The sequence below is a fragment of the Streptomyces sp. R11 genome, assembly GCF_041051905.1.
Taxonomy (GTDB): domain Bacteria; phylum Actinomycetota; class Actinomycetes; order Streptomycetales; family Streptomycetaceae; genus Streptomyces.
In genome coordinates, this window is the sequence record NZ_CP163432.1 from 6,509,732 (window position 1) to 6,536,557 (window position 26,826).

At 70.8% G+C, this 26,826-nt stretch carries 25 protein-coding genes; 18 read left to right on the forward strand and 7 right to left on the reverse strand.

All coding sequences use genetic code 11. The features are described from left to right. The first annotated feature begins 39 nt into the window (after positions 1-39). Positions 40-1,197, forward strand: a complete 1,158-nt coding sequence (locus tag AB5J55_RS30125; protein ID WP_369273637.1) for a D-alanine--D-alanine ligase family protein — start codon at positions 40-42, stop codon at positions 1,195-1,197. Between the two features lie 42 nt (positions 1,198-1,239). On the opposite strand, the gene AB5J55_RS30130 is transcribed toward AB5J55_RS30125, so the two are convergent. Both AB5J55_RS30130 and AB5J55_RS30135 read right to left on the reverse strand, forming a co-directional pair. Further along, a complete protein-coding gene (locus AB5J55_RS30130) occupies positions 1,240-1,749 on the reverse strand; it encodes a DUF3515 domain-containing protein (protein WP_369273638.1) in 510 nt (169 codons plus the stop codon). Positions 1,750-1,769: 20 nt separating this feature from the next. Continuing rightward, positions 1,770-2,003, reverse strand: a complete 234-nt coding sequence (locus AB5J55_RS30135) for an Lrp/AsnC family transcriptional regulator (protein ID WP_369273639.1) — start codon at positions 2,001-2,003, stop codon at positions 1,770-1,772. Positions 2,004-2,209: 206 nt separating this feature from the next. Between AB5J55_RS30135 and AB5J55_RS30140 the strand changes: the two genes are divergently transcribed. Continuing rightward, positions 2,210-3,178 (forward strand): thiamine-phosphate kinase, encoded by a 969-nt coding sequence (locus AB5J55_RS30140; RefSeq protein WP_328422982.1) that lies wholly within the window; start codon positions 2,210-2,212, stop codon positions 3,176-3,178. Beyond that, entirely contained in the window at positions 3,175-3,975 is an 801-nt protein-coding gene (gene thiD, locus AB5J55_RS30145) for a bifunctional hydroxymethylpyrimidine kinase/phosphomethylpyrimidine kinase (protein ID WP_369273640.1), read from the forward strand. Before AB5J55_RS30140 ends, thiD begins: the two co-directional genes overlap by 4 nt. A 128-nt stretch (positions 3,976-4,103) precedes the next feature. On the opposite strand, the gene rpmB is transcribed toward thiD, so the two are convergent. After that, on the reverse strand, positions 4,104-4,289 hold the full coding sequence (rpmB, locus tag AB5J55_RS30150; RefSeq protein ID WP_003993230.1) for a 50S ribosomal protein L28: 186 nt from the start codon (positions 4,287-4,289) through the stop codon (positions 4,104-4,106). 256 nt (positions 4,290-4,545) lie between these two features. Here rpmB and AB5J55_RS30155 point away from each other — a divergent pair, with 256 nt between their 5' ends. After that, entirely contained in the window at positions 4,546-6,237 is a 1,692-nt protein-coding gene (locus AB5J55_RS30155; protein ID WP_369273641.1) for a DAK2 domain-containing protein, read from the forward strand. Between the two features lie 32 nt (positions 6,238-6,269). On the opposite strand, the gene AB5J55_RS30160 is transcribed toward AB5J55_RS30155, so the two are convergent. Further along, a complete protein-coding gene (locus tag AB5J55_RS30160) occupies positions 6,270-9,242 on the reverse strand; it encodes a tetratricopeptide repeat protein (protein ID WP_369273642.1) in 2,973 nt (990 codons plus the stop codon). After that, on the reverse strand, positions 9,239-11,077 hold the full coding sequence (locus AB5J55_RS30165) for an HSP90 family protein (RefSeq protein WP_369273643.1): 1,839 nt from the start codon (positions 11,075-11,077) through the stop codon (positions 9,239-9,241). The genes AB5J55_RS30160 and AB5J55_RS30165 overlap by 4 nt, the downstream gene beginning before the upstream one ends. Positions 11,078-11,267: 190 nt before the next feature. Here AB5J55_RS30165 and recG point away from each other — a divergent pair, with 190 nt between their 5' ends. From recG to mutM, 8 genes are all read left to right on the forward strand, one after another. After that, positions 11,268-13,475, forward strand: a complete 2,208-nt coding sequence (gene recG / locus AB5J55_RS30170) for an ATP-dependent DNA helicase RecG (RefSeq protein WP_369273644.1) — start codon at positions 11,268-11,270, stop codon at positions 13,473-13,475. Between the two features lie 106 nt (positions 13,476-13,581). Continuing rightward, on the forward strand, positions 13,582-14,169 hold the full coding sequence (gene rsmD / locus AB5J55_RS30175) for a 16S rRNA (guanine(966)-N(2))-methyltransferase RsmD (RefSeq protein ID WP_369273645.1): 588 nt from the start codon (positions 13,582-13,584) through the stop codon (positions 14,167-14,169). Positions 14,170-14,195: 26 nt separating this feature from the next. Further along, positions 14,196-14,675, forward strand: coding sequence for a pantetheine-phosphate adenylyltransferase (coaD, locus tag AB5J55_RS30180; protein WP_328422970.1), 480 nt, complete (start codon positions 14,196-14,198; stop codon positions 14,673-14,675). Between the two features lie 58 nt (positions 14,676-14,733). After that, positions 14,734-15,840 (forward strand): ATP synthase F0 subunit B, encoded by a 1,107-nt coding sequence (locus tag AB5J55_RS30185; protein ID WP_369273646.1) that lies wholly within the window; start codon positions 14,734-14,736, stop codon positions 15,838-15,840. Positions 15,841-15,977: 137 nt separating this feature from the next. Further along, positions 15,978-16,616 carry a DUF177 domain-containing protein gene (locus tag AB5J55_RS30190; protein ID WP_369273647.1) on the forward strand — a complete coding sequence of 213 codons (639 nt, stop codon included), beginning with the start codon at positions 15,978-15,980 and terminating at the stop codon, positions 16,614-16,616. A gap of 2 nt (positions 16,617-16,618) precedes the next feature. Continuing rightward, positions 16,619-16,792, forward strand: a complete 174-nt coding sequence (gene rpmF, locus AB5J55_RS30195) for a 50S ribosomal protein L32 (protein WP_015657589.1) — start codon at positions 16,619-16,621, stop codon at positions 16,790-16,792. 7 nt (positions 16,793-16,799) lie between these two features. Beyond that, positions 16,800-17,633 (forward strand): ribonuclease III, encoded by an 834-nt coding sequence (gene rnc / locus AB5J55_RS30200; RefSeq protein WP_369273648.1) that lies wholly within the window; start codon positions 16,800-16,802, stop codon positions 17,631-17,633. A 100-nt stretch (positions 17,634-17,733) separates the two neighbouring features. Next, positions 17,734-18,594: a bifunctional DNA-formamidopyrimidine glycosylase/DNA-(apurinic or apyrimidinic site) lyase gene (mutM, locus tag AB5J55_RS30205; protein ID WP_369273649.1), complete on the forward strand. Its 861-nt coding sequence runs from the start codon at positions 17,734-17,736 to the stop codon at positions 18,592-18,594. Here the strand turns inward: mutM and AB5J55_RS30210 are convergent. Further along, positions 18,567-18,968, reverse strand: coding sequence for a winged helix-turn-helix transcriptional regulator (locus AB5J55_RS30210; protein ID WP_369273650.1), 402 nt, complete (start codon positions 18,966-18,968; stop codon positions 18,567-18,569). The two genes, mutM and AB5J55_RS30210, sit on opposite strands and share 28 nt — an antisense overlap. A gap of 123 nt (positions 18,969-19,091) precedes the next feature. Between AB5J55_RS30210 and AB5J55_RS30215 the strand changes: the two genes are divergently transcribed. The 3 genes from AB5J55_RS30215 to AB5J55_RS30225 all read left to right on the forward strand — a co-directional run bounded on the left by AB5J55_RS30215 (position 19,092) and on the right by AB5J55_RS30225 (position 20,730). Further along, positions 19,092-19,676 carry a flavodoxin family protein gene (locus tag AB5J55_RS30215; protein ID WP_369273651.1) on the forward strand — a complete coding sequence of 195 codons (585 nt, stop codon included), beginning with the start codon at positions 19,092-19,094 and terminating at the stop codon, positions 19,674-19,676. 90 nt (positions 19,677-19,766) lie between these two features. Beyond that, the gene (locus AB5J55_RS30220; RefSeq protein WP_369273652.1) at positions 19,767-20,111 is read left to right on the forward strand and encodes a hypothetical protein; all 345 of its coding nucleotides are present in this window, start codon (positions 19,767-19,769) and stop codon (positions 20,109-20,111) included. 268 nt (positions 20,112-20,379) lie between these two features. After that, a complete protein-coding gene (locus AB5J55_RS30225) occupies positions 20,380-20,730 on the forward strand; it encodes a hypothetical protein (protein WP_369276339.1) in 351 nt (116 codons plus the stop codon). 36 nt (positions 20,731-20,766) lie between these two features. Here the strand turns inward: AB5J55_RS30225 and AB5J55_RS30230 are convergent, their stop codons facing one another. Further along, positions 20,767-21,945: a CAP domain-containing protein gene (locus AB5J55_RS30230; protein ID WP_369273653.1), complete on the reverse strand. Its 1,179-nt coding sequence runs from the start codon at positions 21,943-21,945 to the stop codon at positions 20,767-20,769. 152 nt (positions 21,946-22,097) lie between these two features. Between AB5J55_RS30230 and AB5J55_RS30235 the strand changes: the two genes are divergently transcribed. The 3 genes from AB5J55_RS30235 (at position 22,098) to smc (ending at position 26,774) form a co-directional block, all read left to right on the forward strand. After that, positions 22,098-22,379: an acylphosphatase gene (locus AB5J55_RS30235; protein WP_369273654.1), complete on the forward strand. Its 282-nt coding sequence runs from the start codon at positions 22,098-22,100 to the stop codon at positions 22,377-22,379. A 383-nt stretch (positions 22,380-22,762) separates the two neighbouring features. Further along, complete coding sequence (locus tag AB5J55_RS30240) at positions 22,763-22,966, forward strand: hypothetical protein (RefSeq protein WP_030048901.1); 204 nt, start codon at positions 22,763-22,765, stop codon at positions 22,964-22,966. 253 nt (positions 22,967-23,219) lie between these two features. Then, positions 23,220-26,774 (forward strand): chromosome segregation protein SMC, encoded by a 3,555-nt coding sequence (gene smc / locus AB5J55_RS30245; RefSeq protein ID WP_369273655.1) that lies wholly within the window; start codon positions 23,220-23,222, stop codon positions 26,772-26,774. Positions 26,775-26,826 lie beyond the last annotated feature (52 nt).

Genomic DNA, 26,826 nt, shown 5'->3' on the forward strand with positions numbered 1-26,826 from the left:
GCTGACTCGGACCCTACGGGCGGGTACGCTCAACGCGATATGAGCACCGAGAACCTCTCCCAGAGCCCTGACCAGCAGCCGCGCAAGCCGCGCGTGGCCGTCGTGTTCGGCGGCCGCAGCTCCGAGCACGGGATCTCCATGGTCACCGCCGGCGCCGTGCTGCGTGCGATCGACCGGACGAAGTACGACGTCCTGCCGATCGGCATCACGCAGAGCGGACGCTGGGTGCTCACCGCCGACGAACCGGAACGCATGGCGATCACCGAGCGCCGTACGCCCAACGTCGAGGAGCTGGCCGAGTCGAGCGAGGGCGGCGTGGTGCTCCCCGTCGACCCGGCGAACCGCGAAGTCGTCTACACCGAGCCCGGATCGGTCCCCAAGGCGCTGGGCGAGATCGACGTCGTCTTCCCGGTGCTGCACGGGCCCTACGGCGAGGACGGGACCCTCCAGGGCCTCCTGGAGCTCTCCGGCGTGCCGTACGTGGGTGCGGGAGTGCTCGCCTCGGCCGTCGGCCAGGACAAGGAGTACATGAAGCGGGTGTTCACCTCGTTCGGGCTCAAGGTGGGCCCGTATGTGGTGATCCGGCCCCGCGAGTGGGAGCGGGACGAGTCCGCCGCCCGCAAGAAGATCATCGACCTCGCCGGCGACCACGGCTGGCCGCTCTTCGTGAAGCCCGCGCGTGCGGGTTCGTCGATCGGCATCACCAAGGTCGAGGACCTGTCCGGCCTGGACGAGGCGATCGCCGAGGCCCAGCGGCACGACCCGAAGATCCTCGTCGAGGCGGCACTGCGCGGCCGTGAGATCGAGTGCGGGGTGCTGGAGTTCGAGGACGGCCCGCGCGCCTCCGTGCCCGCGGAGATCCCGCCACCGGACGCGCACGCGTACTACGACTTCGAGGCCAAGTACATCGACTCGACGCCGGGGATCGTGCCGGCGCCCCTGACGCCGCAGGAGACGGCGGAGGTCCAGCGCCTGGCGGTGGAGGCCTTCGAGGCCGCTTCGTGCGAGGGGCTGGTGCGGGCGGACTTCTTCCTGACCGAGGACGGGGAGTTCGTGATCAACGAGATCAACACGATGCCCGGTTTCACGCCGATCTCGATGTACCCGCAGATGTGGCAGGCGAGCGGGATCAGCTACCCGGACCTGGTGGACCGGCTGATCGAGGCGGCTCTGCGCAGGTCGACGGGTCTGCGGTAGGAGCCGGACGGTTCCGGTCCGTTCCCGCCAGGCCCGTACGGTTCAGTTGGCGATCCCCTCGGGGATCGCCTTCTTGATGGCCGGGGCCAGGTCGATCAGCACACCCGAGCTGTCCCGGCCCTCCGGCACGCTGACCTCGACATACGCGAGACGACTGGCGGTCGTGAACAGGTACCCGCCGCCGTCCTGCTTCTCCATCAGCCACTTGACGTCTTCCACGCCACCGGCCACCGCGTCCGGATCCCGTCCCTCGGCCACCTTCGGATCGACCATCTTCGGCGGCTGCCGTACACCGCACCGCAGTATGATCGCCGAGTCCCCCCAGCCCGCGGTCAGCGCGGACGCGGGCGAGGGGTCCTCACGGCTCTCACCGTCCACCTTGGCCGGCAGCACCTTGTCGAGGTTCCGGCACAGTTGCCCGGCCTTCGCGCCGGGGCTGGGAACCGCCGCCGACGCGCTGCCGTCTGCTGATGAGCAGCCCGCTGCGGTGATCAGCAGGACGAGCGCGGGCAGCCCGAGGACAGAAATGTGCCGGTGACGGAAAGAGTTCACCGGCCAAGGGTAGACGGGGGCTACAGATGTACGACCGGGCAGGTCAGGGTGCGGGTGATGCCGTCCACTTGCTGGATCTTGGCGACCACCAGGCGACCCAGCTCGTCGACGGTGTCGGCCTGGGCGCGCACGATGACGTCGTACGGTCCTGTGACGTCCTCGGCCTGGATGACTCCAGGGATCTTGCTGATCGTCTCGGCGACGGTCGACGCTTTGCCGACCTCCGTCTGGATCAGGATGTACGCCTGTACCACGGAACCTCCAGGGCGGCCACGAGGATCATGTGGGGAAAAGGAACGCCACGGTATCGCGTCGCCGCTCGCCGCGGGGAGACCTGCGGTGGCCGGGGCTTGCGCGCCGGGGTGCAGGCACGACAGAAGTTGACGTACACGTCGACCGTAGCGAGGACAGTAGTGACGCGCGACCGGGTGCGGACAGGGACAGAAGGGGCGTAAGGGCAATGAAGGGCACTGTTGGTGAGCTCGGCGAGTTCGGGCTCATCAGGGAGCTCACCTCCCGTCTCACCACCACCCCGGCGGTCCGGGTCGGCCCCGGCGACGACGCCGCGGTGGTGGCCGCGCCCGACCGCAGGGTGGTCGCCAGCACCGACATCCTGCTGGAGGGGCGGCACTTCCGCCGCGACTGGTCCACGGCATACGACGTGGGCCGCAAGGCCGCCGCGCAGAACCTCGCGGACATCGCCGCCATGGGCGCGGTGCCGACGGCGCTGCTGCTCGGCCTGGTGGTCCCCGCCGAACTCCCGGTGACCTGGCCGACCGAGCTGATGGACGGCCTGCGCGACGAGTGCCAGGTCGCGGGTGCCTCCGTGGTCGGCGGCGACGTCGTACGGGGCGACACGATCATGGTGTCGATCACCGCGCTCGGCGATCTGCGCAACCAGGAGCCCGTGACGCGGGCGGGCGCGCAGCCCGGCGACCTGGTCGCCGTGACGGGCTGGCTGGGCTGGTCCGCGGCCGGATACGCCGTGCTCGCCCGCGGTTTCCGCTCGCCCCGCGCCTTCGTCGAGGCACACCGGCGCCCCGAGCCGCCGTATCACGCGGGTCCGGCCGCCGCCGGGCTCGGCGCGACCGCGATGTGCGACGTGAGCGACGGGTTGATCGCCGACCTCGGGCACATCGCCGAGGCCAGCAAGGTCCGTATCGACATCCGCTCCGGCGCGATCGACATCCCCTCCCAGATGAACGACATCGGGCAGGCCGTCGGCGTCGATCCCATGCAGTGGGTGCTGACCGGGGGAGAGGACCACGCGATCGTGGCGACCTTCCCGCCGGACGTGAAGCTGCCGGCCCGCTGGAAGGTCATCGGCGAGGTCCTCAACCCCTCGGCGCTGCCCCAGGTGACGGTGGACGGGGCACCGTGGACCCGCAAGGGCGGCTGGGACCACTTCGGCGGGGACATCGAGTCATGATCGCCAACGTCCTTGCGGTCGCCGGCTCCGACTCCGGCGGCGGCGCGGGCATCCAGTCCGACCTGAAGACGATGCTCGCGCTCGGCGTGCACGGCATGAGCGTGATCACGGCAGTCACCGCCCAGAACTCCCTTGGTGTGCAGGGCGCTTGGGAGCTGCCGGTCGAGGCGGTACGGGCGCAGTACCGCAGCGTCGTCGATGACATCGGCGTACAGGCGATCAAGACGGGCATGCTGGCGTCGGCCGAACTCGTCGAGACGGTGGCCGAATTGATCGCCGGCACCGACGTGCCGGCCGTGATCGACCCGGTGGGCGTGTCCAAGCACGGCGACTCGCTGCTGGCGGCGTCCGCGCTGGATTCCGTACGCACGAAGCTGCTGCCGGTGGCGACCGTGGCGACCCCGAACCTCGACGAGGTGGCCCAACTCACCGGAGTGCACGTCGAGACGGAGGACGACCTCAGGCGGGCCGCGGCGGCCGTGCTGGCCTACGGGCCGCGGTGGGTCGTGGTGAAGGGCGGCCATCTCGCGGGCGACGCCGTGGACCTCCTCACCGACGGCTCCGAGGAGCACTGGCTGCGAGCCCCGCGCCACGACAACCGCCACACCCACGGCACGGGCTGCACCCTCGCCTCCGCGATCGCGTCGCATCTCGCGAAGGGACTGTCGGTGCCGGACGCGGTGGCGGCCGCCAAGGAGTACGTCACGGGCGCCATCGCCGCCGGTTTCGCACTCGGCGGGGGGATCGGGCCCGTGGATCACGGCTGGGCCCTGACGCGGGGCACCACGGCCCGTTGACGCCGCGAGGAACCTTGCCTCGCGCACGGCGAAAAGCCGGTCCCCGGGCATGGCAAAAAGCCGGCCCACCCTGAGGTGGACCGGCTTACTGCAGCGAACCAGCTGTGGCCGCGCGCTTTAGCTGAGCGTCAGCGCGAGACCTTGCCGGCCTTGATGCACGAGGTGCAGGCGTTCACGCGCTTCGGCGTCCCGCCGACCACGGTACGCACGCGCTGGATGTTCGGGTTCCAGCGACGGGACGTACGGCGGTGCGAGTGCGAGATGTTGTTGCCGAAGCCCGGCCCCTTGCCGCAGACGTCGCAGTTGGCAGCCACGGGTCACTCCAAAGACTTCAGATGCTCTTACGGATAATCCCGGCATGCCGGAATCGAGATCTACGATGAGAGATCTGAGTGGCGCTGCCAGGGGAACGGCCCGATTTTCATCGGGCAACCGGAGCAGCATACAACGACTGCGCCAGTCCAACGAAACTACCATGCCTGATCAGGGGCCCGCTCCCGGCCCGCTTCCGGCGCGGACCCACCCTGGGTCTACGCTGCGTGCCACGGCCGGCAGCTCAAGGAGGCGCAGGTGGCGCAGGTGCCGCAGACATTCTTCGATGCTCTCGCGGTGCGCACCTGGTGCGGCCTCGCGCTGGAGTCACTGGGCCGGGCGCGTGAGGAGATCGACGCGATCAACGTCTATCCCGTGGCCGACGGGGACACCGGGACGAACCTGTACTTGACGGTGGAGTCGGCGGTCGCGGCGGTGGAGGCCGTGTTCGCCGCGTACGACGTCGGCAAGCCCACCCTGGCGGACGCCGCCCGCGCGATGGCGCACGGAGCCCTGATCGGCGCCCGGGGGAACTCCGGGACGATCCTCGCCCAGCTGCTGCGCGGCATGGCTCAGGTGCTCGCCGTCGAGGGTGAGGCGGCTCACACCGATGGCACCGGCCTCCGTCTCGCCCTGCGGCAGGCCGCGGACGCCGCCCGCCAGGCCGTGGCCCACCCCGTCGAGGGAACCGTCCTCACCGTCGCCTCGGCAGCCGCCGACGCGGCCGACGGGGCCGCGCACGCCGACTGCGGGGCGGTCGCGCGGGCCGCCTACGAGGGCGCGCGCGTGGCGCTGGCCGAGACGCCCGGGCAACTGGCGGTCCTGGAGCGGGCGGGGGTCGTCGACGCCGGCGGACGGGGACTGCTGGCGGTGCTGGGCGCGCTGGTGGAGACGTTCACGGGGGAGGCGGCTGCCCCGGTGGCCCACCAGGCCTCCGGGGTGCACGCGCGCGTGCAGGGCGGTTCACCCGGTGGCGAGACCTCCCTCGCCTACGTCGAGGACTGCACCGACGCCGTTGCGGCGGGCGCGCCCGCGTTCGAGGTGATCTACCTTCTGGAGGCCGAGGACGCGGCCGTGGCGCGGCTGCGGGGGCGGCTCGACGACCTCGGGGACTCGCTTGTGATCGTCGGCGGTGACGGGCTGTGGAACGTGCACGTGCACGTCGACGACGCCGGGGCCGCTGTGGAGGCCGGCGTCGAGGCGGGGCGGCCGTACCGGATCCGGATCACCCACTTCGGTGCCGGGGACGTGCACACCACCGGTGCCGAGCGACCGCCCCGGGAGCGGGCCCAGCGTGCCGTCGTCGCCGTCGTGCCCGGCGAGGGCCTGGCCGGGCTGTACAGCGAGGCCGGCGCGACCACTGTCCTCGCGCGCCCGGGGGAGCCGCCCGCGAGCGGGGAGCTCGTGCAGGCCGTACGGCGTGCCCACGCGCGGGAGGTCGTGCTGCTGCCCAACGACGCCGAACTGCGCCACACCGCCGCCGCGGCGGCCGAGCAGGCCCGCACGGAGGGCATCCGCGTGGCGCTGATCCCCACCCGCTCCGCGGTCCAGGGCATCGCGGCGCTCGCCGTGCACGAGCCGGACCGCCGCTTCGACGAGGACGTCGTGTCGATGACCTCGGCGGCCGGTGCGACCCGCTATGCCGAGGTCGCCGTCGCCGAGCGCCAGTCCTGGACCATGGCCGGCATCTGTCAGGCCGGCGATGTCCTCGGCCTCATCGACGGGGACGTCGCCGTGATCGGGACGGACGTCACGGCCACCGCCGAGACGGTCCTCGACCGCATGCTCTCGGCCGGCGGTGAACTCGTCACCCTCGTCCTCGGCGACGAGGCGCCCGAGACGATCGCCGAGCACCTCGAAGCACGCGTGCGTGAGTCGTATCTCGCCGTCGACACCGTGGTGTACCGGGGCGGGCGGCAGGGAGCGCTGCTGCTCATCGGCGTGGAATAGCGCCACGCCGAAAGGCCCTGCCCCGGCCGGGGCTACGCCCTGTCCCGCTCCGCGTCGGCCTGCTCCCGCACCACCTGGAGCATCTGCCCGGCCTCCGCCCGCCGCTCCTGCGCCGCCTCGTCGTCCTCGTCGTGGCCGTCGTACGCCACCAGCACCGCACGCGCGCGTGCCGCGGCCTCGGCCGGGCGGCTCAGGTCGGCCTCCAGCCAGCCCGCGGCGAGTTCGGCGCCGGTGCGGCTGTGCAGGGCGTCCTCGCCGAGGGAGCCGAACACCGCGACGGCCCGCGTCACTTGGGACAGGGCCTCCTCCAGCGCGGTCCGGATCGACTCGTCCTCGGCGTCCTCCGTGGCCGAACGGGCGAGCAGGTCACCGAACTGCCGGTGAGTGTGGCCGAGTTCGGCGACCAGGCGTTCGCGCGCCTCGTCGTCGTCGACCGCCTCCAGCGCCGCCCTGCACTCCTCGATCGCGCTCGCCATCAGCTCGGACGCGGTGTCCGCCCCGCCCTCCACGTCCTCCACCCGCAGCGCCAGCCACGCACGGGCTCGCAGGGAGCGGACCAGGCCGTGCACATTGCCGAGGGTGCGCCACAGCGCACCCGCGCGGGCGTACGCCTGGTCCGCCTCGGCGTGCAGGCCCGCGTGGCCGAGGGACTCGGCGGCGAGGTGGGCCAGCGTGGCGTGGTCGTGCTGCTCGGGCCAGTGCCGGGCGGTCTCGGCCGCCTGCAACCGGCGTTCGGCCGCCTCGCGGTGGTCGCCGAGCTCGCTCAGGCAGTCGCCGAGCCACCACTGCGTCTGGACGACCGCGCCGTCGCCGTGCGTCTCCGCGCTCAGGTCGGGCAGCGCCGACTCCAGCACCTCGGCCGCCTCGGCGAACCGTCCCTGCCGCAGCAGGAACCCGCCCAGCTGCTGCCGCGCCCAGGCGCCCAGCGTCCGGCTCTCGCCCGCCTCGTCGGCCCAGTGCGCCGCCTGTAGGGCGTGTTCGGCAGCCTCCTCGGACAGCCCACGGCCGCCGAGCACCTCGGCCAGCTGCAGATGCAGCTGGGCCCGTCCGGTCGCCTCCAGGTGCGGCCCGCCGTGCTCCAGGGCCGCCCGCAGCGCCCGCTCGGCCTCCGCGGTGTCGCCGAGATGATGCGCGAGCCCGGCCAGCCGCGCCTCGTACTCCACCGCGAACCACGGCAGCCCGGCCCCGACGAACTCCGCCGAAGCCCGCGCGAACAGCTCCGCGGCCCCCTCCACGTCCCCGGTGAGCGCCGCCAGCTCCGCGAGCATCGCCTGCGCCTCCGCGGCCCGCGAAGCAAGCCGTACGTCGTCCCCGGCCCGCCCGTCGACGAGCGCCAGCACCTCACGGGCGGCGGTCTCCGCGTCGGCGAGAACAGCCTCCGGCACCGCGTCGTCCGTCTCGTGCACCCGCCGCATCAGAATCCGCGCCCGGCTCATCAGCACGGCCGCCGTCTGACGTACGCCCGTGCCGTCCTCGGCGTACAGCGCTAGAACCCGGTCATACAGGCCGGCGATCGCCGTGAGGGCCTGCGGCACCTCGCCCGTGAGAGCGCTTACGTACGCTCCACGCGCGCGTGCCGCCAGCGCCTCCCCGGGGTCGCCCGCCGCCGCGTACAGCTCGGCGGCCTCCTCGAAGAGGGGGATGCCCTCGGGGCCCAGGTCCATGGCCCGGTGGTCGGCGATCTCCGCGCGGTCGAGGGCGTGCAGTTCGACGCCCTCGGCGGCACGGGAGACGGCAGCCCAGGCCTCGATGGCGTTGGGCTGCAGGGTGTCCGACAGCCGCCGTGCCTCGGCGAGCAGCGCGGGCAGGTCGGCCTGCGCGTCGACCCCCTCGGAACCGCCGGGTGCGGCGGCCGCAGCCGGTGTGGGCATCGCCACCGCCTTCGGTCGGGCAGCCGTGCGCACCCCCAGCGGCAGCCGCTCCACCAGTGGCCGCTGTTCCATACGCGCGCGTGCCCGCTCACTGACGTGCTCCGTGCCGTTGCGCTCGTCGAAGCCCGCGGCCAGCGCGAGGGCCTGCGCACGCGCGTGTGCGGCCAGTTCACCGGCGGTCCAGTCGCGGCCCGCCGGTCCCGGAACCCGCTGCTCGAACAGCCCCAGCTCGGTGAGGCGGTCCATGAGCAGGGCCACGACCGCCATGAACTCCAGCTTGCTGCGCGGATGCCCGGTGTCCGTGAAGTAGGCCGGCCGCTCCGCGAGCAGCTCCAGGCCGCGCGCCTCGTTGCCGGTCAGCACGCAGAACTCGACGTGGTCCGCGTAGGCGCCGCGCATGCTCTCCATGGCCCGTACGAGCCTGAAGCCCCGCAGATGGTTGGCGCGGGCCTCGTCCACGCGGCCCAGGCGCAGCAGCGGCCCCAGGGAGGACGCGAGGACCGTGTGCGGCTCGTGGGCGCAGGCGAACTCGCCCTCCAGGACCGGCGCCCACAGCTCGAGCGCCTCCGTGTCCCGGCCCTGCTCGGCCTGCCACCAGCCCTGCCCGTGCAGCTCGCACGCGTGGCAGTCGGCCATGCCGTCCCGGTCGGCGGCCAGCCAGGCTCCGTAGGCCCGCTCGGCCCGCGCCACGTCCCCGACATGCGCGGCCACACTGAACTCGGCGCTGCGCACGGCCCGTTCGGAGTGCCCGGCGAGCCGGTAGCGGTGCTCCATCTCGCCGAGCCACTTCTCGATCGAGGCGAGCGGGATGTGCGGCTGGTCGAGCATGCCGGACGACATCCACTTGAAAACCCAGTGCAGCGAGTGCGTCTCGTACTCGTCGAAGTCCTCGGGCCGCTCGTCCCACATGCGCAGCAGACGCGCGAAGGGGACGAACATCTTGTCCTTCTCGGAGCTGTAGTTGTAGACCTTCAGCTGGTGCCCGAGCGCCTCGATCACGGCGAGCGGGATGCTCAGTTTCTCGGCCTCGACGAGCAGCTGCTCCGCGCGCGCGTTGCGGGCGGGACCCTCCGGCTCCTCGGCGTTCTCCGCCATCGCCCGGCGCAGCGAGTCGAAGTCCGTGACGTCGCTCATCGGTGGCCCTCCTCGCCGTTCGTGGCCCACTCCAGCAGGCCGATGAAGGCCCGGTTCAGCAGCGCGGAGTCCGCCGGCCTGAGCGGGCGCTGCGCCATCAGCAGGGCCTGCCCGTAGAGGGACTCGGTGGCGGTGCCGATCAGCTCCGGATCGCCCAGTGAACTGATCCGCCGGATCAGCGGGTTGAGGTGGTTGAGCACCAGACGCGCGCGTGGCGCGCTGCCGCGCAGCGAGCCGAGGATGCCCGCCCACAGGTCGTCGGCCTGCTCCTCGGCCTCCGCGCGCGCCTGCTCGTGCCGGGCCGCCCGGTCGTCGAGGTGCAGCGCGGGCACGGACAGCGGATGGAAGGCGCGCAGGACGACGTCACAGCCCAGCGGGTCGAGCTTTGCCCGCGCGGCCGCCAGGAAGCCCGCGAGAGCGAGCTCCTCGGCCGGGTCGACCGAGTCCAGATGGGCGGTCACGGTGTCCGCGTCCAGCTCGGCGACGACCGTACCCGGCCGCACCGACGGCAACGCCTCGACCAGCTCGCTGTCGTACGTGTAGCCGCCGTTGATGACCCCGACGCCCTGCGCGGACGCGATCGGAGCGACCTGCCGGTACTCCTCGACGGTCCGCGTGAAGTGCACCACCGGGTGCCGCTGCGCGAACTCCTCCAGGGACAGCGGCCCGTCGGTCGTCTCGAAGGGCAGCCACGGCAGCATCGTGCGCAGCATCTCCTTGTCGTGCCGCGCCAGCGACTTCACGCCCAGGTGGTGCACGGCCAGGAATGCCGACAGCCGTTCCGGATCACCGGCCGCCAGCCCCGTCAGCCAGGACCGAATCCTTTCGCCGAGCGCTTCCCGTACGCCCGCCAGCGTCTCGTCCTCGTACAGCGACTCCCGCGAGGCCGTCGGCCGCAGGCTGTCGGTGTCCAGGACGCAGCGCACGAAGAAGGCCCAGTCGGGCAGCAGCTGTTCGGCGCGCTCGGTCAGCAGCATGCCCTTGAGGTGGACGCGATGACCGGCCCGCTGGGCGGGGCTGACCGCCGACGGAAGGACGTACGCCACACCACGGATCCCCGCGAGCGGCACGTCCAGCCCGATCGAGTCCAGCGGCGTGAAGCCGAACAGGTCGTGACAGTGCCGGGCCAGGGCCACCCTGCGGTTGGCGGGGGAGGGGTACTGACGGTCCCAGGGCGCGGGCAGGTCGGTGACCGCCTCGTCGCCGACCCGGACGTCGTACGGCAGCAGCGAGCCGAAGTCCCGCGCCAGCGCCAGAACCCGGTCCTGCGCCAGCCACTCGCCGGTCCCTGCCCGCGCCACCAGGTGCACGGTGGTGCCCGGTTCGGAGCGGGCGTCGTCCGGCAGCGTCCGCACGGTGTACGAACCGTCGTCCGTCGCCGTCCACTCCACGGGTGCCGCGTCCGGCGTACGGGCGCTGCGGCTGACCACCCGGATGCGCTCGGCGACCACGAAACAGGCCAGCAGACCGATGCCGAACTGGCCGAGGAAGTCGGACCGGGCCTCCTGAAGCCCTTCGGCACGCTTGGAGCTACGGCCGATGGTGGCGAGGAGGTTGTGCACGTCCGCCTCGGTCAGCCCGACCCCGGAGTCCTCGACCCGCAGGGCGCCCGACTCGGCGTAGAGCCGGACCTTGGCGGGCGCGTCCGGCTCTTCGGCGCGTCTGGCGGTGATGGCGTCGACCGCGTTCTGCAGCAGCTCGCGAAGGTAGACCTTCGGGCTGGAGTACAGGTGGTGGGAGAGCAGGTCCACCAGACCGCGCAGGTCGACCTGGAACGTATGAGGTGACTGGGACGGCTGAGGTGCCTGGGATGACTGTGAGGTCTGGGAGTCCATCGTCGCTGCGCCGGTGGGGGGACTTCGCGACGGCGCGGGGTCGGGCGGTCCCGGTGAGGCGGTGACCGCGAAAGGATGGCCGGAGCGCGTCATCCTAGGGCCGAAACGAACCGTCTGACCAGGGGTTTCCGGGACGTTTACCCGGACCGCCGCCCTGACCTCTACGGCATTGTCAGTGCCGTGGTGTGGAATGGATCTCGTGCCCGCACTGGAAGAACCACTGAAAAAGGTGCTCGGCCCTCCCACCGCGAAGGTGATGGCCGAGCACCTCGGCCTGCACACCGTCGGCGACCTTCTGCACCATTACCCGCGCAGATACGAGGAGCGCGGCCAGCTCACCCACCTCGCCGACCTCCCCATGGACGAGCACGTCACGGTGGTCGCCATGGTCGCCGACGCGCGCCTGCACACCTTCGCCTCCAGCAAGGCCCCGCGCGGCAAGGGCCAGCGCCTGGAAGTCACGATCACCGACGGCAGCGGCCGGCTCCAACTGGTCTTCTTCGGCAACGGCGTTCACAAGCCCCACAAGGAGCTCCTGCCGGGCACCCGCGCGATGTTCGCGGGCAAGGTCTCCGTCTTCAACCGCCGCCTCCAACTGGCCCACCCGGCATACGAGTTGCTGCGCGGCGACTCGGAGGAAACGGTCGAGACATGGGCCGGCGCCCTCATCCCGATCTACCCCGCCACAGCCAAGCTGGAGTCCTGGAAGATCGGCAAGGCCATCCAGACGGTCCTGCCCAGCGCCCAGGAGGCGGTCGACCCCGTCCCGGCGACGCTCCGCGAGGGCCGCGGCCTGGTTCCCCTCCCCGAAGCCCTCCTCAAGATCCATCGCCCGCACACCAAGGCGGACATCGAGGACGCCCGCTCCCGCCTCAAGTGGGACGAGGCCTTCGTCCTCCAGGTGGCCCTGGCCCGCCGCCGTCACGCCGACGCCCAGCTCCCGGCGGTCGCCCGCAAACCCAAGCCCGACGGCCTCCTGGCCGCCTTCGACGACCGGCTCCCCTTCACCCTCACGGAGGGCCAGCAGAAGGTCTCGAAGGAGATCTTCGACGACCTGGCCACCGAGCATCCGATGCACCGGTTGCTCCAGGGAGAAGTCGGATCGGGGAAGACGATGGTGGCGCTGCGCGCCATGCTCGCCGTCGTCGACGCGGGCGGACAGGCCGCCATGCTCGCGCCCACCGAGGTCCTCGCCCAGCAGCATCACCGGTCGATCGTCGAGATGATGGGCGAGCTCGCCGAGGGCGGAATGCTGGGCGGGGCGGAGCAGGCCACGAAGGTGGTCGTGCTGACCGGGTCCATGGGCGCTGCCGCCCGCCGGCAGGCGCTGCTCGATCTCGTCACCGGCGAGGCCGGGATCGTGATCGGCACACACGCGCTGATCGAGGACAAGGTGCAGTTCCACGACCTCGGCCTGGTCGTCGTGGACGAACAGCACCGGTTCGGCGTGGAGCAGCGCGACGCCCTGCGCAGCAAGGGCAAGCAGCCGCCCCACCTCCTGGTCATGACGGCCACTCCCATCCCACGTACCGTCGCCATGACCGTCTTCGGCGACCTGGAGACCTCGGTACTCGACCAGCTCCCCGCCGGCCGCTCACCGATCGCCAGCCATGTCGTCCCGGCCGCCGACAAGCCCCACTTCCTGGCCCGCGCCTGGGAACGCGTGCGCGAGGAGGTGGGCAACGGCCATCAGGCGTACGTCGTCTGCCCCCGCATCGGCGACGAGGAGGACGACCCGAAGAAGGCCGGCAAGAAGAAGTCCCCGGAGGACGAGGCGGAGAAGCGCCCGCCGCTCGCCGTCCTGGACGTGGCGGACCAGCTCGGCAAGGGGCCTCTCCAGGGCCTCGGGGTCGAGGTCCTGCACGGTCGCATGCACCCCGACGACAAGGACGCCGTGATGCGCCGGTTCGCCGCCGGCGAGACAGACGTCCTGGTGGCCACGACGGTCATCGAGGTCGGCGTGAACGTCCCCAACGCCACCGCGATGGTGATCATGGACGCCGACCGCTTCGGCGTCTCCCAGCTCCACCAGCTGCGCGGCCGGGTCGGCCGAGGCTCGGCACCCGGCCTGTGCCTCCTGGTCACGGAGATGCCGGAGGCCAGCACGGCCCGCCAGCGCCTCAACTCCGTCGCCTCCACCCTCGACGGCTTCGAACTCTCCCGCATCGACCTGGAGCAGCGCCGCGAGGGCGATGTCCTGGGCCAGGCCCAGTCCGGGGCCCGCACCAGTCTGCGGATGCTAGCGGTCATCGAGGACGAGGAGATCATCGCGGAGGCGCGGGAGGAGGCGGCGACGCTGGTGGCGGCGGATCCGGAGCTGGAGCACCACCCGGGCCTGCGCACAGCCTTGGACGCCCTCTTGGACGAGGAAAGGGAACAGTACTTGGAAAAGGGGTGAGGGATGCCGACCCAGGGGCGCGGGGCTGTATGGACTATGCGGCTACCGCCTCGGGGGCGCGACCAGCCACACTGAACCCAAAGCCGCTCACACCCAAGGACCAAAGATGACCCGCGTGATCGCCGGCGTAGCCGGCGGACGTCGTCTAGCCGTGCCGCCAGGCACGGGAACCCGGCCAACATCAGACCGCGCACGCGAAGGTCTCTTCTCCACCTGGCAGTCCCTCCTCGGCGGCCCCCTGGAAGGCGAACGCGTCCTCGACCTCTACGCCGGTTCGGGCGCCGTCGGCCTGGAGGCACTCTCCCGCGGCGCCGGCCACACCCTCCTGGTCGAGGCCGACGCCCGAGCCGCCAGGGTCGTCCGCGAGAACGTGAAGAATCTCGGACTCCCCGGCGCCGAGGTCAGGTCGGGCAAAGCCGAACAGATCATCCAGACCCCGGCGCCGACCGAGCCGTACGACCTCGTCTTCCTCGATCCCCCGTACGCCGTCTCGGACGACGATCTTCGGGAGATTCTCCTCACACTCCGCTCGGGGGGCTGGCTCGCGGCCGAAGCGCTCGTCACCGTGGAGCGCAGCACCAGAGGCGGAGAGTTCCGGTGGCCGGACGGTTTCGAAGGGATCCGGGCCCGTCGTTACGGCGAGGGAACGTTTTGGTACGGTCGCGCCGCCTCCACGTGCGAAGACGCACGATGACCGGACCCGAGAGCGAGGGATCACAAGTGCGCCGAGCCGTATGTCCCGGGTCGTTCGACCCGATCACCAACGGACACCTCGACATCATTTCCCGCGCCTCGAGGCTGTACGACGAGGTCTACGTCGCCGTCATGATCAACAAGGCCAAGAAGGGCCTGCTTGAGGTGGACGAGCGGCTCGACCTGATCCGCCAGGTCACGGCCGAGTACGGCAACGTCCGCGTCGAGGCCTTCCACGGCCTTCTCGTCGACTTCTGCAAGCAGCGCGACATCCCGGCCATCGTCAAGGGCCTGCGTGCCGTCAGCGACTTCGACTACGAACTGCAGATGGCCCAGATGAACATCGGCCTGTCGGGCGTGGAGACGCTCTTCGTGCCGACCAACCCCACCTACAGCTTCCTGTCCTCCTCCCTGGTCAAGGAGGTGGCCACCTGGGGCGGCGACGTCTCCCACCTCGTGCCGCCGGTGGTTCTGGAGGCCCTCAACAAGCGCCTGCGCAAGGACTGATGGGGCTACAGTCGTCCCGTCCGTCTCCATCACAGCAGTAGAGAGTGGCGAGCACACGGTGGACGTGCAGAAGAAGCTCGACGAGATCGTCGCCTCGGTCTCAGGTGCCCGGTCGATGCCCATGTCGGCCTCGTGCGTGGTCAACCGCGCGGATCTGCTCTCGATGCTGGAAGAGGTCCGTGCGGCCCTGCCCGGCTCCCTCGCCCAGGCCCAGGAACTGATCGGCGGCCGTGAGCAGATGGTCGAGCAGGCCCGCCAGGAGGCCGACCGGATCATCCAGGGCGCGCACGCCGAGCGCGGGTCGCTGATCTCCGACACCGAGGTCGCCCGCCGCTCCCAGGCCGAGGCCGACCGCATCCTCGCCGAGGCCCGCAAGGAGGCCGAGGACATCCGAGCGGAGGCCGACGACTACGTCGACTCCAAGCTCGCCAACTTCGAGGTCGTCCTCACCAAGACCCTCGGCTCCGTCGGCCGGGGCCGCGAGAAGCTCCTCGGCACCGGACCCGGCACCGACGAGCACGGCTACGAGGACGAGGACGCCCCCGAGCGCAGCCACGACCCGGAGACCCTGCGCCGCAACGCCGACGACTACGTCGACATCAAGCTCGGCGCCTTCGAGGCGGTCCTGGCCAAGACGCTGGAGGCGGTCGGCCGCGGCCGGCAGAAGCTGCACGGCCGTATCGCCAGCGACGAACTCGGCGCCCTCGCCGACGACACCGGCACCGTCCAGCACTCCAGCGACGCCGACTACCTCGCCGACCTCGCCGCGCTCGCGGAGCAGGACGCCGCGGCAGCTCCGGCGGCACCGGCCGAGCAGCCCGCCGTACCGGCGCAGCAGCAGTACGACCAGCAGGCCGTACAGCCCGCGTACGGCTACCAGCAGCAGACCGCGGACCCGTACGCCGGATATCAGCAGCAGTACGCGGGCCAGCAGGATCCTTACGGCTACCAGCAGGCCGACCCCTACGCCTACCAGGGCTACGACCCTCAGCAGGCTGCCTACGACCAGCACCAGGCCCAGCACGCCCAGCACGCCCAGCACCAGGTCCCGCAGCAGGCCGCGCAGGACGGCCAGGGCTACGCCCTCGACGAGACCAGTCTCTTCGACACGAGCATGATCAGCGCGGAGCAGTTGCGGGCCTACGAGCAGGGGCGCGGCCAGTAACAGCCACCGGATTGGGCCATGAGCGAAAGGTCCAGTATCCTGGCTCTTCGGTCGCGTGTACGTCCGCGATCAACGCTGCCCGGGATCATCCAAGGGCAGTAAACCCCTGAGCTCAGCAGATCGAAAGCAGGAATGGCGTGACAGCCCGCCTCGACCACCGCAACCCTCTCGTGTTCGACACGCACGAGCTGGGTCGGCGGCCCGGTGCGTTGCAGCGCCTGACCCGCACGGTCGACGCCCCCAAGGATCTCGGTATCCAGAAGGTCATCGGAGTGCCGGAAGGCGCCCCGGTTGAGCTCGAACTCCGACTCGAGTCGGTCATGGAAGGGGTGCTTGTCACAGGCACCGGCCGTGCACAGGCCGAGGGGGAGTGCGTAAGGTGTCTGGAGCCGCTTCAGCTCGACGTCGAAGCGGAATTCCAGGAGATGTTCTCGTACCCTGACGCCGATGATCGGGGCCGTCACCACACGGAACCCGGCTCCGACGCCGAGGACGACGAGGACAGGCTCTTTCTCGAGGACGGCTTGTTCGACCTCGAACCAGTGCTGCGTGATGCGGTGGTGCTCGCACTGCCGATGCAGCCGGTGTGCCAGGAAGACTGCCCTGGACTGTGCGCCGAGTGCGGAGCACGTCTCGCGGACGACCCGGACCACCACCACGACGCCGTCGACATCCGTTGGGCGGCACTGCAGGGACTCGCCGAGACCATGACGGACGGCGAGAAGGACGAGATGAGCGGCGCCGAAGCGGGCGTCGACGAGAAGCAGGAGAAGTAGCCGTGGCTGTTCCGAAGCGGAAGATGTCGCGCAGCAACACGCGCCACCGCCGGTCGCAGTGGAAGGCTGCGGTCACCCCCCTGGTTGCGTGCGAGCGCTGCCACGAGCCCAAGCAGCAGCACATTGCGTGCCCGTCTTGCGGCACCTACAACAAGCGCCAGGTCCTCGAGGTCTGAGCGGCTGGTGAGAGGCACTGTGTCCACTGCCAAGAAGGCGGAAGACGCCAAGGCGGACCCACACGCCCGTAAGAAGGCGGACAACCAGGCCTCGTCCCACACGCTGTTGGAAGGGCGGCTCGGGTACAAGCTCGAGTCCGCCCTTCTGGTGCGTGCGCTGACCCACCGTTCGTACGCGTACGAGAACGGCGGCCTGCCCACCAACGAGCGCCTGGAGTTCCTCGGGGACTCCGTCCTCGGCCTCGTTGTCACGGACACGCTGTACCGCACCCACCCCGACCTGCCTGAAGGCCAACTGGCCAAGCTGCGGGCCGCGGTGGTCAACTCTCGTGCGCTGGCGGAGGTCAGCCGCGGGCTCGACCTGGGCTCCTTCATCCGGCTCGGCCGCGGTGAAGAGGGCACGGGCGGCCGGGACAAGGCGTCCATCCTTGCCGACACCCTGGAAGCGGTGATCGGCGCGGTCTATCTCGACCAGGGCCTGGACTCGGCGGCGGAGCTGGTGCACCGCCTGTTCGACCCCCTGATCGAGAAGTCCTCGAACCTCGGAGCCGGCCTGGACTGGAAGACCAGTCTCCAGGAGCTCACCGCGACCGAGGGGCTCGGCGTGCCCGAGTACCTGGTCACGGAGACCGGCCCCGACCACGAGAAGACCTTCACTGCTGCCGCCCGCGTCGGAGGCGTCTCGTACGGCACCGGCACCGGCCGCAGCAAGAAGGAGGCGGAGCAGCAGGCCGCGGAATCCGCATGGCGGGCCATCAAGGCCGCCGCGGAGGAGCGCGCCCGCAAGTCGGCGGCCGATGCCGCCGAGCCCGACGCCGATGCGTCGTCGGCCTCCGCCTGACCGACACAGCGCGATCCGAGCGCCCGTACCCCGCCGTGGGGCGGGCGCTCGGCCCATTGAGCGGCCCTGCCGGGCCGCGCAGGTATGACGGGGGATCCCCATGCCCGAGTTGCCCGAGGTCGAGGTCGTACGGCGCGGACTGGAGCGTTGGGTCGCCCACCGTACGGTCGCCGATGCCGAGGTGCTGCACCCGCGTGCCGTACGCAGGCACATCGCGGGTGGCGACGACTTCGCGCACCGCCTCAAGGGCCACCGCATCGGCACGCCGAGCCGCCGCGGTAAGTACCTGTGGCTGCCCCTGGAGGACACGCACCAGTCGATCCTGGCCCACCTCGGCATGAGCGGCCAGCTGCTGGTCCAGCCGAGCACCGCGCCCGACGAGAAGCACCTCAGGATCCGGGTGCGGTTCGCAGACGCCCTCGACACCGAACTGCGCTTCGTCGACCAACGCACCTTCGGCGGCCTGTCGTTGCACGACAACACCCCCGACGGCCTGCCCGACGTCATCGCGCACATCGCCCGCGACCCCCTCGACCCGCTCTTCGACGACGAGGCCTTCCACCAGGCCCTGCGCCGCAAGCGCTCGACCATCAAACGGGCCCTGCTCGACCAGTCGTTGATCAGCGGCGTCGGCAACATCTACGCGGACGAGGCCCTTTGGCGCGCCCGCCTCCACTACGACCGCCCGACCGCGACCTTCACACGCCCGCGCAGCCTCGAACTCCTCGGCCACGTAAGGGACGTCATGAACGCCGCCCTCGCGGTGGGCGGCACCAGCTTCGACAGCCTCTACGTCAACGTCAACGGCGAGTCGGGCTACTTCGACCGGTCGCTCGACGCGTACGGCCGTGAAGGGCTGCCGTGCAAGAGGTGCGGTACGCCGATGCGCAGGCGGGCCTGGATGAACCGGTCCAGCTACTTCTGCCCGAAGTGTCAGAGGGCGCCGCGCGTCTCGTCGTAGCGCACACGTGCTTCGAGGACGTCGTCCATCTGCCCCTCCACGAAGTGGATGAGGTTCAGCAGCCGCTGTGCCACCCCGCGCCCCAGGGGCGTCAGTTCGTAGTCGACGCGCGGCGGGTTCGTCGGTTGGGCATCGCGGTGAACCAGGCCGTCGCGCTCCAGGGCGTGCAGCGTCTGGGACAGCATCTTCTCGCTGACGCCGTCGACGCGGCGGCGCAGTTCGTTGAAGCGCAGCGAGCCCTCGTACAGAGCGCCGAGCGTGAGCCCGCCCCAGCGGCCCGTGACGTGCTCCAGCGTGCCGCGCGAGGGGCAGGCCTTGGCGAACACGTTGTACGGGAGGTCCTGCGCCTCCGTGCGCTCCTGCGTGGTGTCCATGCCTCAAGCGTACTCGAGTGCAGCGCTAACCGGCAGGTTGCACTAACTAATAGTTAGTGCTTTCCTTTCGTCATCGCCAGCGAGCTGCTTCTCGCTGGGCTGCCTACGTTCAGGAGTGTCCAAGTGACCACCCCCGTCGTTTCCATCGCCTACCACTCCGGCTACGGCCACACTGCCGTCATCGCCGAGGCCGTCCGCTCAGGTGCCGTCGAGGCCGGTGCCGAGGTGCACCTGATCAAGGTGGACGAGATCACCGAGGAGCAGTGGGCGATCCTCGACGCCTCGGACGCGATCGTGTTCGGTTCGCCCACCTACATGGGCACCGCCTCCGGCGCCTTCCACGTCTTCGCCGAGGCCACCTCGAAGCGCTGGGCCGAGCAGGCCTGGACGGACAAGCTGGCCGCCGGCTTCACCAACTCCGCCTCCAAGAGCGGCGACAAGCTGCACACCCTGCAGTTCTTCCAGATCCTGGCCGCGCAGCTCGGCATGCACTGGATCAACCTCGGCCTGCTCCCCGGCTGGAACAGCAGTGCCGGCTCCGAGAACGACCTCAACCGCCTGGGCGTCTTCACGGGCGCCGCCGCCCAGACCAACGCGGACCAGGGGCCGGAGGCCGTCCACAAGGCCGACGTGGCCACGGCCGAGCACCTGGGGCGCCGGGTGACGGAGACGGCGAAGACGTTCGCGCGGGGGCGCGTGGCCGCCTGAGCGACGCCATAAAGAACACGCACGAGGCGCCGTCCACTCAGTAGCCTGCCCACCGAGCCGGCCGCTGGGGGACGGCGCCTTGGGGGAAGCATGTGGGACGGCCCGTTCTACCGGGTGCGCAGGGAGGGGTACGAGATCTGCTTCGTGCCCGGCGCGGGGGAGGACCTCGACGAGGTGTGCAACGTCGACATGTGGGTGACGTTCGCCGATGGACAGCGCTGGTCCGGGACCGTCTTCACCCTCGACGAGGCGCGCCGCCTGATGGACCGCTGGAAGGACACCGGGGAGTGCCTCGACGGCCGGTACTTCAACTGCTGGGACAACCTGATGGTCCGGGACGCCGGCATCCCCGCGATGGTCGAGGTCATCGACCACCTCGTGGTCACCGGCGACTACACGTCGGCCCTGCGGCCCCTGGGGCTTGCCGAGGACTGAATCGGCAGCCGCGGCCGTCCAGGGGTCTTTGGAGGGTGCCCAACGACAACGCGGGCGGTGCCTCGGCGTCGGAATGCCGACGGAGTGCCGTCGGGCCACGCTGAGATCAGGGATCGAGTCAGTCCAGGAAGCTCGGCTGACCGGATGGCTCTGCGACCCAAGGAGGCCGACATGGCCCGTGGCGCCCCCTCAACCCGAATGGGCCAACGCCGGCCCGCGCCCGTGGCATGGGCCCACATCCGGCGCCACCGTCCTCGCGGCAGCACTGATGATCTTCGGCGGAGCAATGGCGATCTTCGAGGGAATCGCGGCCATTGCTGAGGATGACCTGTTCCTCGCGGCACGTCACTACGTGTTCGAGTTCGGCCTGACGGGCTGGGGCTGGGTCCACCTGATTGTGGGAATCGCCCCCGTCATTGCAGGCTGCGCCGTACTCAGCGGAGCACTGCGGGCACGCTTCTTCGGCGTCCTCGTGGCCGGGCTGGGCGCGCTCGCCAACTTCCTGTGGGTGCCGTACTACCCCCTATGGGCCCTGGCGCTGGTCGCCATCAACATCTTCATCGTCTGGGCCCTGTGCGCGGGTATGCACAGGGAGGCCAACGACGGCCGGACGGCCTGACCCAGGCGCGCCCACCGGGCGCGCCCTTCCCCGTGCTCAGTACCCGAAGTCCTGCGTCCACCAGGGGCCGCCGGCGCCGAGCTGCACGCCCACGCCGAGGGTCTTGAAGTCGCAGTTCAGGATGTTGGCCTTGTGGCCCGGGCTGTTCATCCAGGCGTCCATCACGGCGGCCGCGTCGGACTGGCCGCGGGCTATGTTCTCGCCGCCGAGGTCGGTGATGCCGGCCTTTGCGGCACGGTCCCACGGGGATGCGCCGTCGGGGTCGGTGTGGTCGAAGAAGCCCCGCTTGGCCATGTCCGCGCTGAAGTCCTGGGCCAGCTCGGTGAGCGAGCTGTTGGCGGCGACCGCGCTGCAGCCGACCTGGGCGCGCTCCTCGTTGACGAGCTTCAGCACCTCGGCCGCGGCGGCGGCCTGCGCGGAGACCGCCACGGGAGCGCTGGTCTGCTCCTTCTCGGGCTTCCTCTCAGGCTCCTTCTGCGGCGCCTTCGTGGCCGTGCGGGAAGGGGTGTCCTTCGGCTTCTGGCTGGGCGCGGCCGAGGGCTTCTTCGACGGGGTCTTCGTCGGTGCGGCCGACGAGGTCGACGGGGCCGGCGAGCTGGGGCGTTCGTTGTCGCGGCTCGTCGAGGAGCCGTTGTCGTGGCTGTCGGCGCTGCCGGACGTGCCGCCCTGCTCGTTGGGGGAATTGGTCGGGGTGTCGGCGGCCTGCACCTTGTCCGCGCCGCTGCCGCCGCCGAGCCTGTAGTTGTCGATACCGGGCACCACACCGGTGGCGACCGCGACCGTGCCCAGGGCGACCGCCGCAGAGACGCCGAGCAGACCGGTCTTCACCGGCGCCGCCGCCTTCTTCTTGCGGCGGCGGTGCGTGCCCCCGGGGCGACGGGAGCCGGAGCTGGGGGTGAAGCCGTCACTGCGGAAGACCGCGGTGTCCACGCCCGAGGCCGAGCCGCTCATGGAGCCGGCGTCGCCCGGGAAGGTCGCGGTGTTGGTGATCCGGTCGTAGTCGTCGTCCTCGGCGAAGAGGTAGGCGTCGCTCTTCGCGTAGGCCTCGGCGTACGCCTCAGGGTTCAGATAGGGCGCGATGCCCATCGTGGGCCGGTCGCCGTCGTACGAGTTGAGCGGGTCGTGGCCCTCCGTGTAGGAGCCGTCCGTATGTGTGACCCCCGTGGCGCGGCCCGTGGCGGCGCGTCCGGCGGCGGAGCGTCGGTGGCGTCCCATGTCCTGGCCTTCCTCGTCCTTGCGGTCTCAACGTCCTCACAGAACTCACTCGATCGTGTGAGTTTCATATGAGATTCATTGGGTGGGGACGGTACCGCATGGCGCCAGGGGAGGAAGTGCCCGGAGAGACATTGGCCCGTTAGGTTGCAGTCATGAGCGAGGATGTACGGCTGGTCGCCTGGGTGCGTGGACGCGTCCAAGGTGTGGGTTTTCGCTGGTTCACGCGGGCCAAGGCCCTCGAGATCGGCGGCCTGAGTGGTTTTGCTCTCAATTTGGCCGACGGCCGGGTCCAAGTGGTCGCGGAGGGTCCGCGCAAGGGTTGTGAAGGACTCCTCGACTGGCTCCGGGGCGACGACACGCCCGGGCGGGTGGACGGTGTCACCGAGATCTGGGACACACCTCGCGGGGGTTACGACGGCTTCGCCATCCGCTGAGCCGGTTCTGTAATGCGGCCCTGGCGCAAGCGGAGGGACCTGCCACCGGCAACTGCCTCAAGCAGAAATGGGCAGGTGGTTGCCAAGAACGGCTCGCGATGGCAGGCTCCGCACTTAAGGATGATCGCCACGCCCCGAAGGGCCCGCAGGAGTCGCCGCGCAGCCGTCTGAAGGCCGTGTGCCCCCGGGTTTGCCCGCCAATACGGGGCGTGATCGTGTTGACCGTCAAACTTTTTGGTGAGACGCTGAAAGCCCCGCGCACCTTAGCTGTTTGGCGTGGCTGAACGGCAGCACAACTCCAGGCCTGCCAAGCAACCGCGGGTGCGAATCCCTCACGACCCACACCGCTTCGGTCGGTCACTCATTGTGGAGGACCATCCATCATGGCAAAGGCGCTTCTCGGTTACGTCGGCGGCTCCGACCCTCGACTCCTCGCCGAGATGCGACGGCTCCAGCAGCGTGTCCAGGACCTGGAATCCGAGCTCGGACGGATCCAGGCGGAGAACGACGCGCTGACGGCTGCCGCTTCTCACGACAGGATCATGGAGAGCATCGACGCACACCAGGCGGAGCCTGCGCTCACCTGATCACTGCATCGCTCCACAACAGCACAAGCAGTGGTTCGGGCGGCTCGTATCCAACCGCTAGGTAATAGTCAGACGACTGGCCTGCCAGTCGTCAGAAGTTGCAAGGGACGCTTCGGCGTCCCTTCTTTCTTGCCCCCGGCTTACTGCCCCGCGCATCCTTTCACCCTCTTAACGTCTGGTGTGCCCTGCACGTTCATCCGTGAAACCGCGGGTTCATGGAGCGAGATACGGGCGGACGGTAGAGTCCAGCGGCGTGCACCTCAAGGCCCTGACCCTCCGTGGGTTCAAGTCGTTCGCCTCGGCGACCACGCTCCGGTTCGAGCCGGGCATCACGTGCGTCGTCGGACCGAACGGCTCGGGCAAGTCCAACGTGGTGGACGCGCTCAGCTGGGTCATGGGTGAGCAGGGCGCCAAGTCGCTGCGCGGCGGCAAGATGGAGGACGTCATCTTCGCCGGCACGACCGGCCGTCCGCCACTTGGCCGAGCCGAGGTTTCGCTGACGATCGACAACTCGGACGGCGCACTGCCCATCGAGTACGCCGAGGTCACCATCACGCGGATCATGTTCCGCAACGGCGGCAGCGAGTACCAGATCAACGGCGACACGTGTCGCCTCCTCGACATCCAGGAACTGCTCTCCGACTCCGGCATCGGCCGCGAGATGCACGTCATCGTCGGCCAGGGCCAGCTCGACTCCGTCCTGCACGCCGACCCCATGGGCCGCCGCGCCTTCATCGAAGAGGCCGCCGGCGTCCTCAAGCACCGCAAGCGCAAGGAGAAGGCGCTCCGCAAGCTGGACGCGATGCAGGCCAACCTCGCGCGGGTGCAGGACCTGACGGACGAGTTGCGCCGACAGCTCAAGCCCCTGGGCCGCCAGGCTGCGGTGGCGCGCCGGGCCGCCGTCATCCAGGCGGATCTGCGCGACGCCCGCCTCCGCCTCCTCGCCGACGATCTCGTTCGGCTTCGGCAGGCGCTCCAGACCGAGGTCGCCGACGAGGCCGCGCTGAAGGAGCGCAAGGAGGCCGCCGAGCAGGAGCTGAAGAAGGCGCTCCAGCGCGAAGGGCTCCTGGAGGACGAGGTACGGCAGCTCACGCCGCGCCTGCAGCGGGCCCAGCAGACGTGGTACGAACTGTCCCAGCTCGCCGAGCGGGTGCGCGGCACGATCTCGCTGGCCGACGCACGCGTGAAGAGCGCGACCTCCGCGCCGCCGGAGGAACGGCGGGGTCGTGACCCCGAGGACATGGAGCGCGAGGCCGCCCGCATCCGCGAGCAGGAGGCCGAGCTGGAAGCGGCCCTGGAGGCGGCCGAGCGGGCCCTGGAGGACACGGTCGCGCACCGCGCCGAGCTGGAGCGTGAACTCACGCAGGAAGAACGACGCCTGAAGGACGTCGCCCGCGCCATCGCCGACCGCCGCGAGGGCCTCGCCCGGCTGAACGGGCAGGTCAACGCGGCCCGTTCACGTGCGGCCTCCGCCCAGGCCGAGATCGACCGCCTGGCCGCCGCACGGGACGAGGCCCAGGAGCGGGCCTTCGCCGCCCAGGAGGAGTACGAGGCGCTCAAGGCCGAGGTCGACGGCCTGGACGCCGGCGACGCGGAACTCGCCGAGCAGCACGAGGCCGCCAAGCAGCAGCTCGCCGAGGCCGAGGCCGCCCTCACGGCAGCCCGCGAGGCGGCCACCGCGGCGGAGCGGGGCCGCGCTGCGACGCAGGCCCGCCACGAGGCGCTGTCCCTGGGACTGCGCCGCAAGGACGGCACCGGCGCCCTCCTCGGCGCCAAGGACCGCCTCACGGGACTGCTGGGCCCCGCAGCGGAACTGCTCACGGTGACGCCGGGTTACGAGGTACCGCTGGCGGCGGCCTTCGGAGCTGCGGCGGACGCCATCGCGGTGACGTCGCCGTCCGCGGCCGCCGAGGCGATCCGGTTGCTGCGCAAGCAGGACGGGGGGCGGGCGGCGCTGCTGCTGAGCGGAGCCCTGGACCACGTACCCAGTGAGCCGCGGCCGGACGGGCCGCAGTATGCGGCCGATCTGGTCGGTGGGCCCGATGACCTGCTGCCCGCCGTCCGCCGCCTCCTGCACCGCATCGTCGTCGTCGGCACCCTCGAGGACGCCGAGGACCTCGTCTACGCCCACCCCGACCTCACCGCCGTAACCGCCGAGGGCGACCTGCTCGGGGCGCACTTCGCGCACGGGGGGTCCGCCGGGGCGCCCAGTCTCCTCGAAGTGCAGGCCTCCGTGGACGAGGCCGCTGCCGAGCTGGAAGAGCTGGCCGTGCGGTGCGAGGAGCTGGCCGAGGCGCAGCATGCGGCGATCGAGCGGCGCAAGGAGTGTGCCGGGCTCGTCGAGGAGCTGGGGGAGCGGCGCAGGGCGGCCGACCGGGAGAAGTCGGCGGTCGCGCAGCAGCTGGGGCGGCTCGCCGGGCAGGCGCGCGGTGCCGCAGGCGAGGCCGAGCGGTCCGTCGCCGCCGCCGCGCGGGCGCAGGACTCGCTCGACAAGGCCCTTCAGGAGGCCGAGGAGCTGGCCGAGCGGCTCGCCGTCGCCGAGGAGATGCCGGTCGAGGAGGAGCCCGACACATCGGTACGGGACCGTCTCGCCGCCGACGGTGCCAACGCTCGGCAGACCGAGATGGAGGCCCGGCTCCAGGTCCGTACCCACGAGGAGCGCGTCAAGGGGCTCGCAGGACGGGCCGACTCCCTCGACCGTGCCGCCCGCGCCGAACGCGAGGCACGCGCGCGTGCCGAGCAGCGCAGGGCCCGGCTGCGCCACGAGGCGGCCGTCGCGGAAGCCGTCGCCTCCGGCGCCCGCCAGCTCCTCGCGCACGTCGAGGTCTCGCTCGCCCGCGCCGACGAGGAGCGCACCGCCGCCGAGGCCGCCAAGGCCCGCCGCGAGCAGGAGCTCACCGTCGCCCGCAACGAGGGCCGCGACCTCAAGGCCGAGCTCGACAAGCTGACCGATTCCGTCCACCGCGGCGAGGTCCTCGGCGCCGAGAAGCGGATGCGGATCGAGCAGCTGGAGACCAAGGCGCTGGAGGAGCTGGGCGTGGAGCCCGCCGGGCTCGTCTCCGAGTACGGGCCCCACCAGCTCGTACCGCCGTCCCTGGCCGCCGAGGGCGAACAGCTCCCCGAGGACCCCGAGCATCCCCGCAACCAGCCCAAGCCCTTCGTCCGGGGCGAACAGGAGAAGCGGCTCAAGTCCGCCGAGCGCGCCTACCAGCAGCTCGGCAAGGTCAATCCGCTCGCCCTGGAGGAGTTCGCGGCTCTGGAGGAACGGCACAAGTTCCTCAGTGAGCAACTGGAAGACCTGAAGAAGACCCGCGCCGACCTGCTGCAGGTCGTCAAGGAGGTCGACGAGCGCGTCGAGCAGGTCTTCACCGAGGCCTACCGGGACACGGCGCGGGAGTTCGAGGGCGTCTTCAGCCGACTGTTCCCCGGTGGCGAGGGGCGGTTGGTCCTGACCGATCCCGACAACATGCTCACCACGGGTGTCGATGTCGAGGCGCGTCCGCCCGGCAAGAAGGTCAAGCGGCTGTCACTGCTCTCGGGTGGTGAGCGTTCACTCACCGCCGTGGCGATGCTGGTGTCGATCTTCAAGGCCCGCCCGAGCCCGTTCTACGTCATGGACGAGGTCGAGGCCGCCCTCGACGACACCAACCTTCAGCGGCTGATCCGCATCATGCAGGAGCTGCAGGAGGCCTCGCAGCTGATCGTGATCACCCACCAGAAGCGCACGATGGAGGTCGCCGACGCGCTGTACGGCGTCTCCATGCAGGGTGACGGGGTGTCAAAGGTCATCAGCCAGCGACTGCGTTGACGCCGGTCGCCGGCGATCATCGGGCGCGATCACCTTCACCCGTCACCTTTGC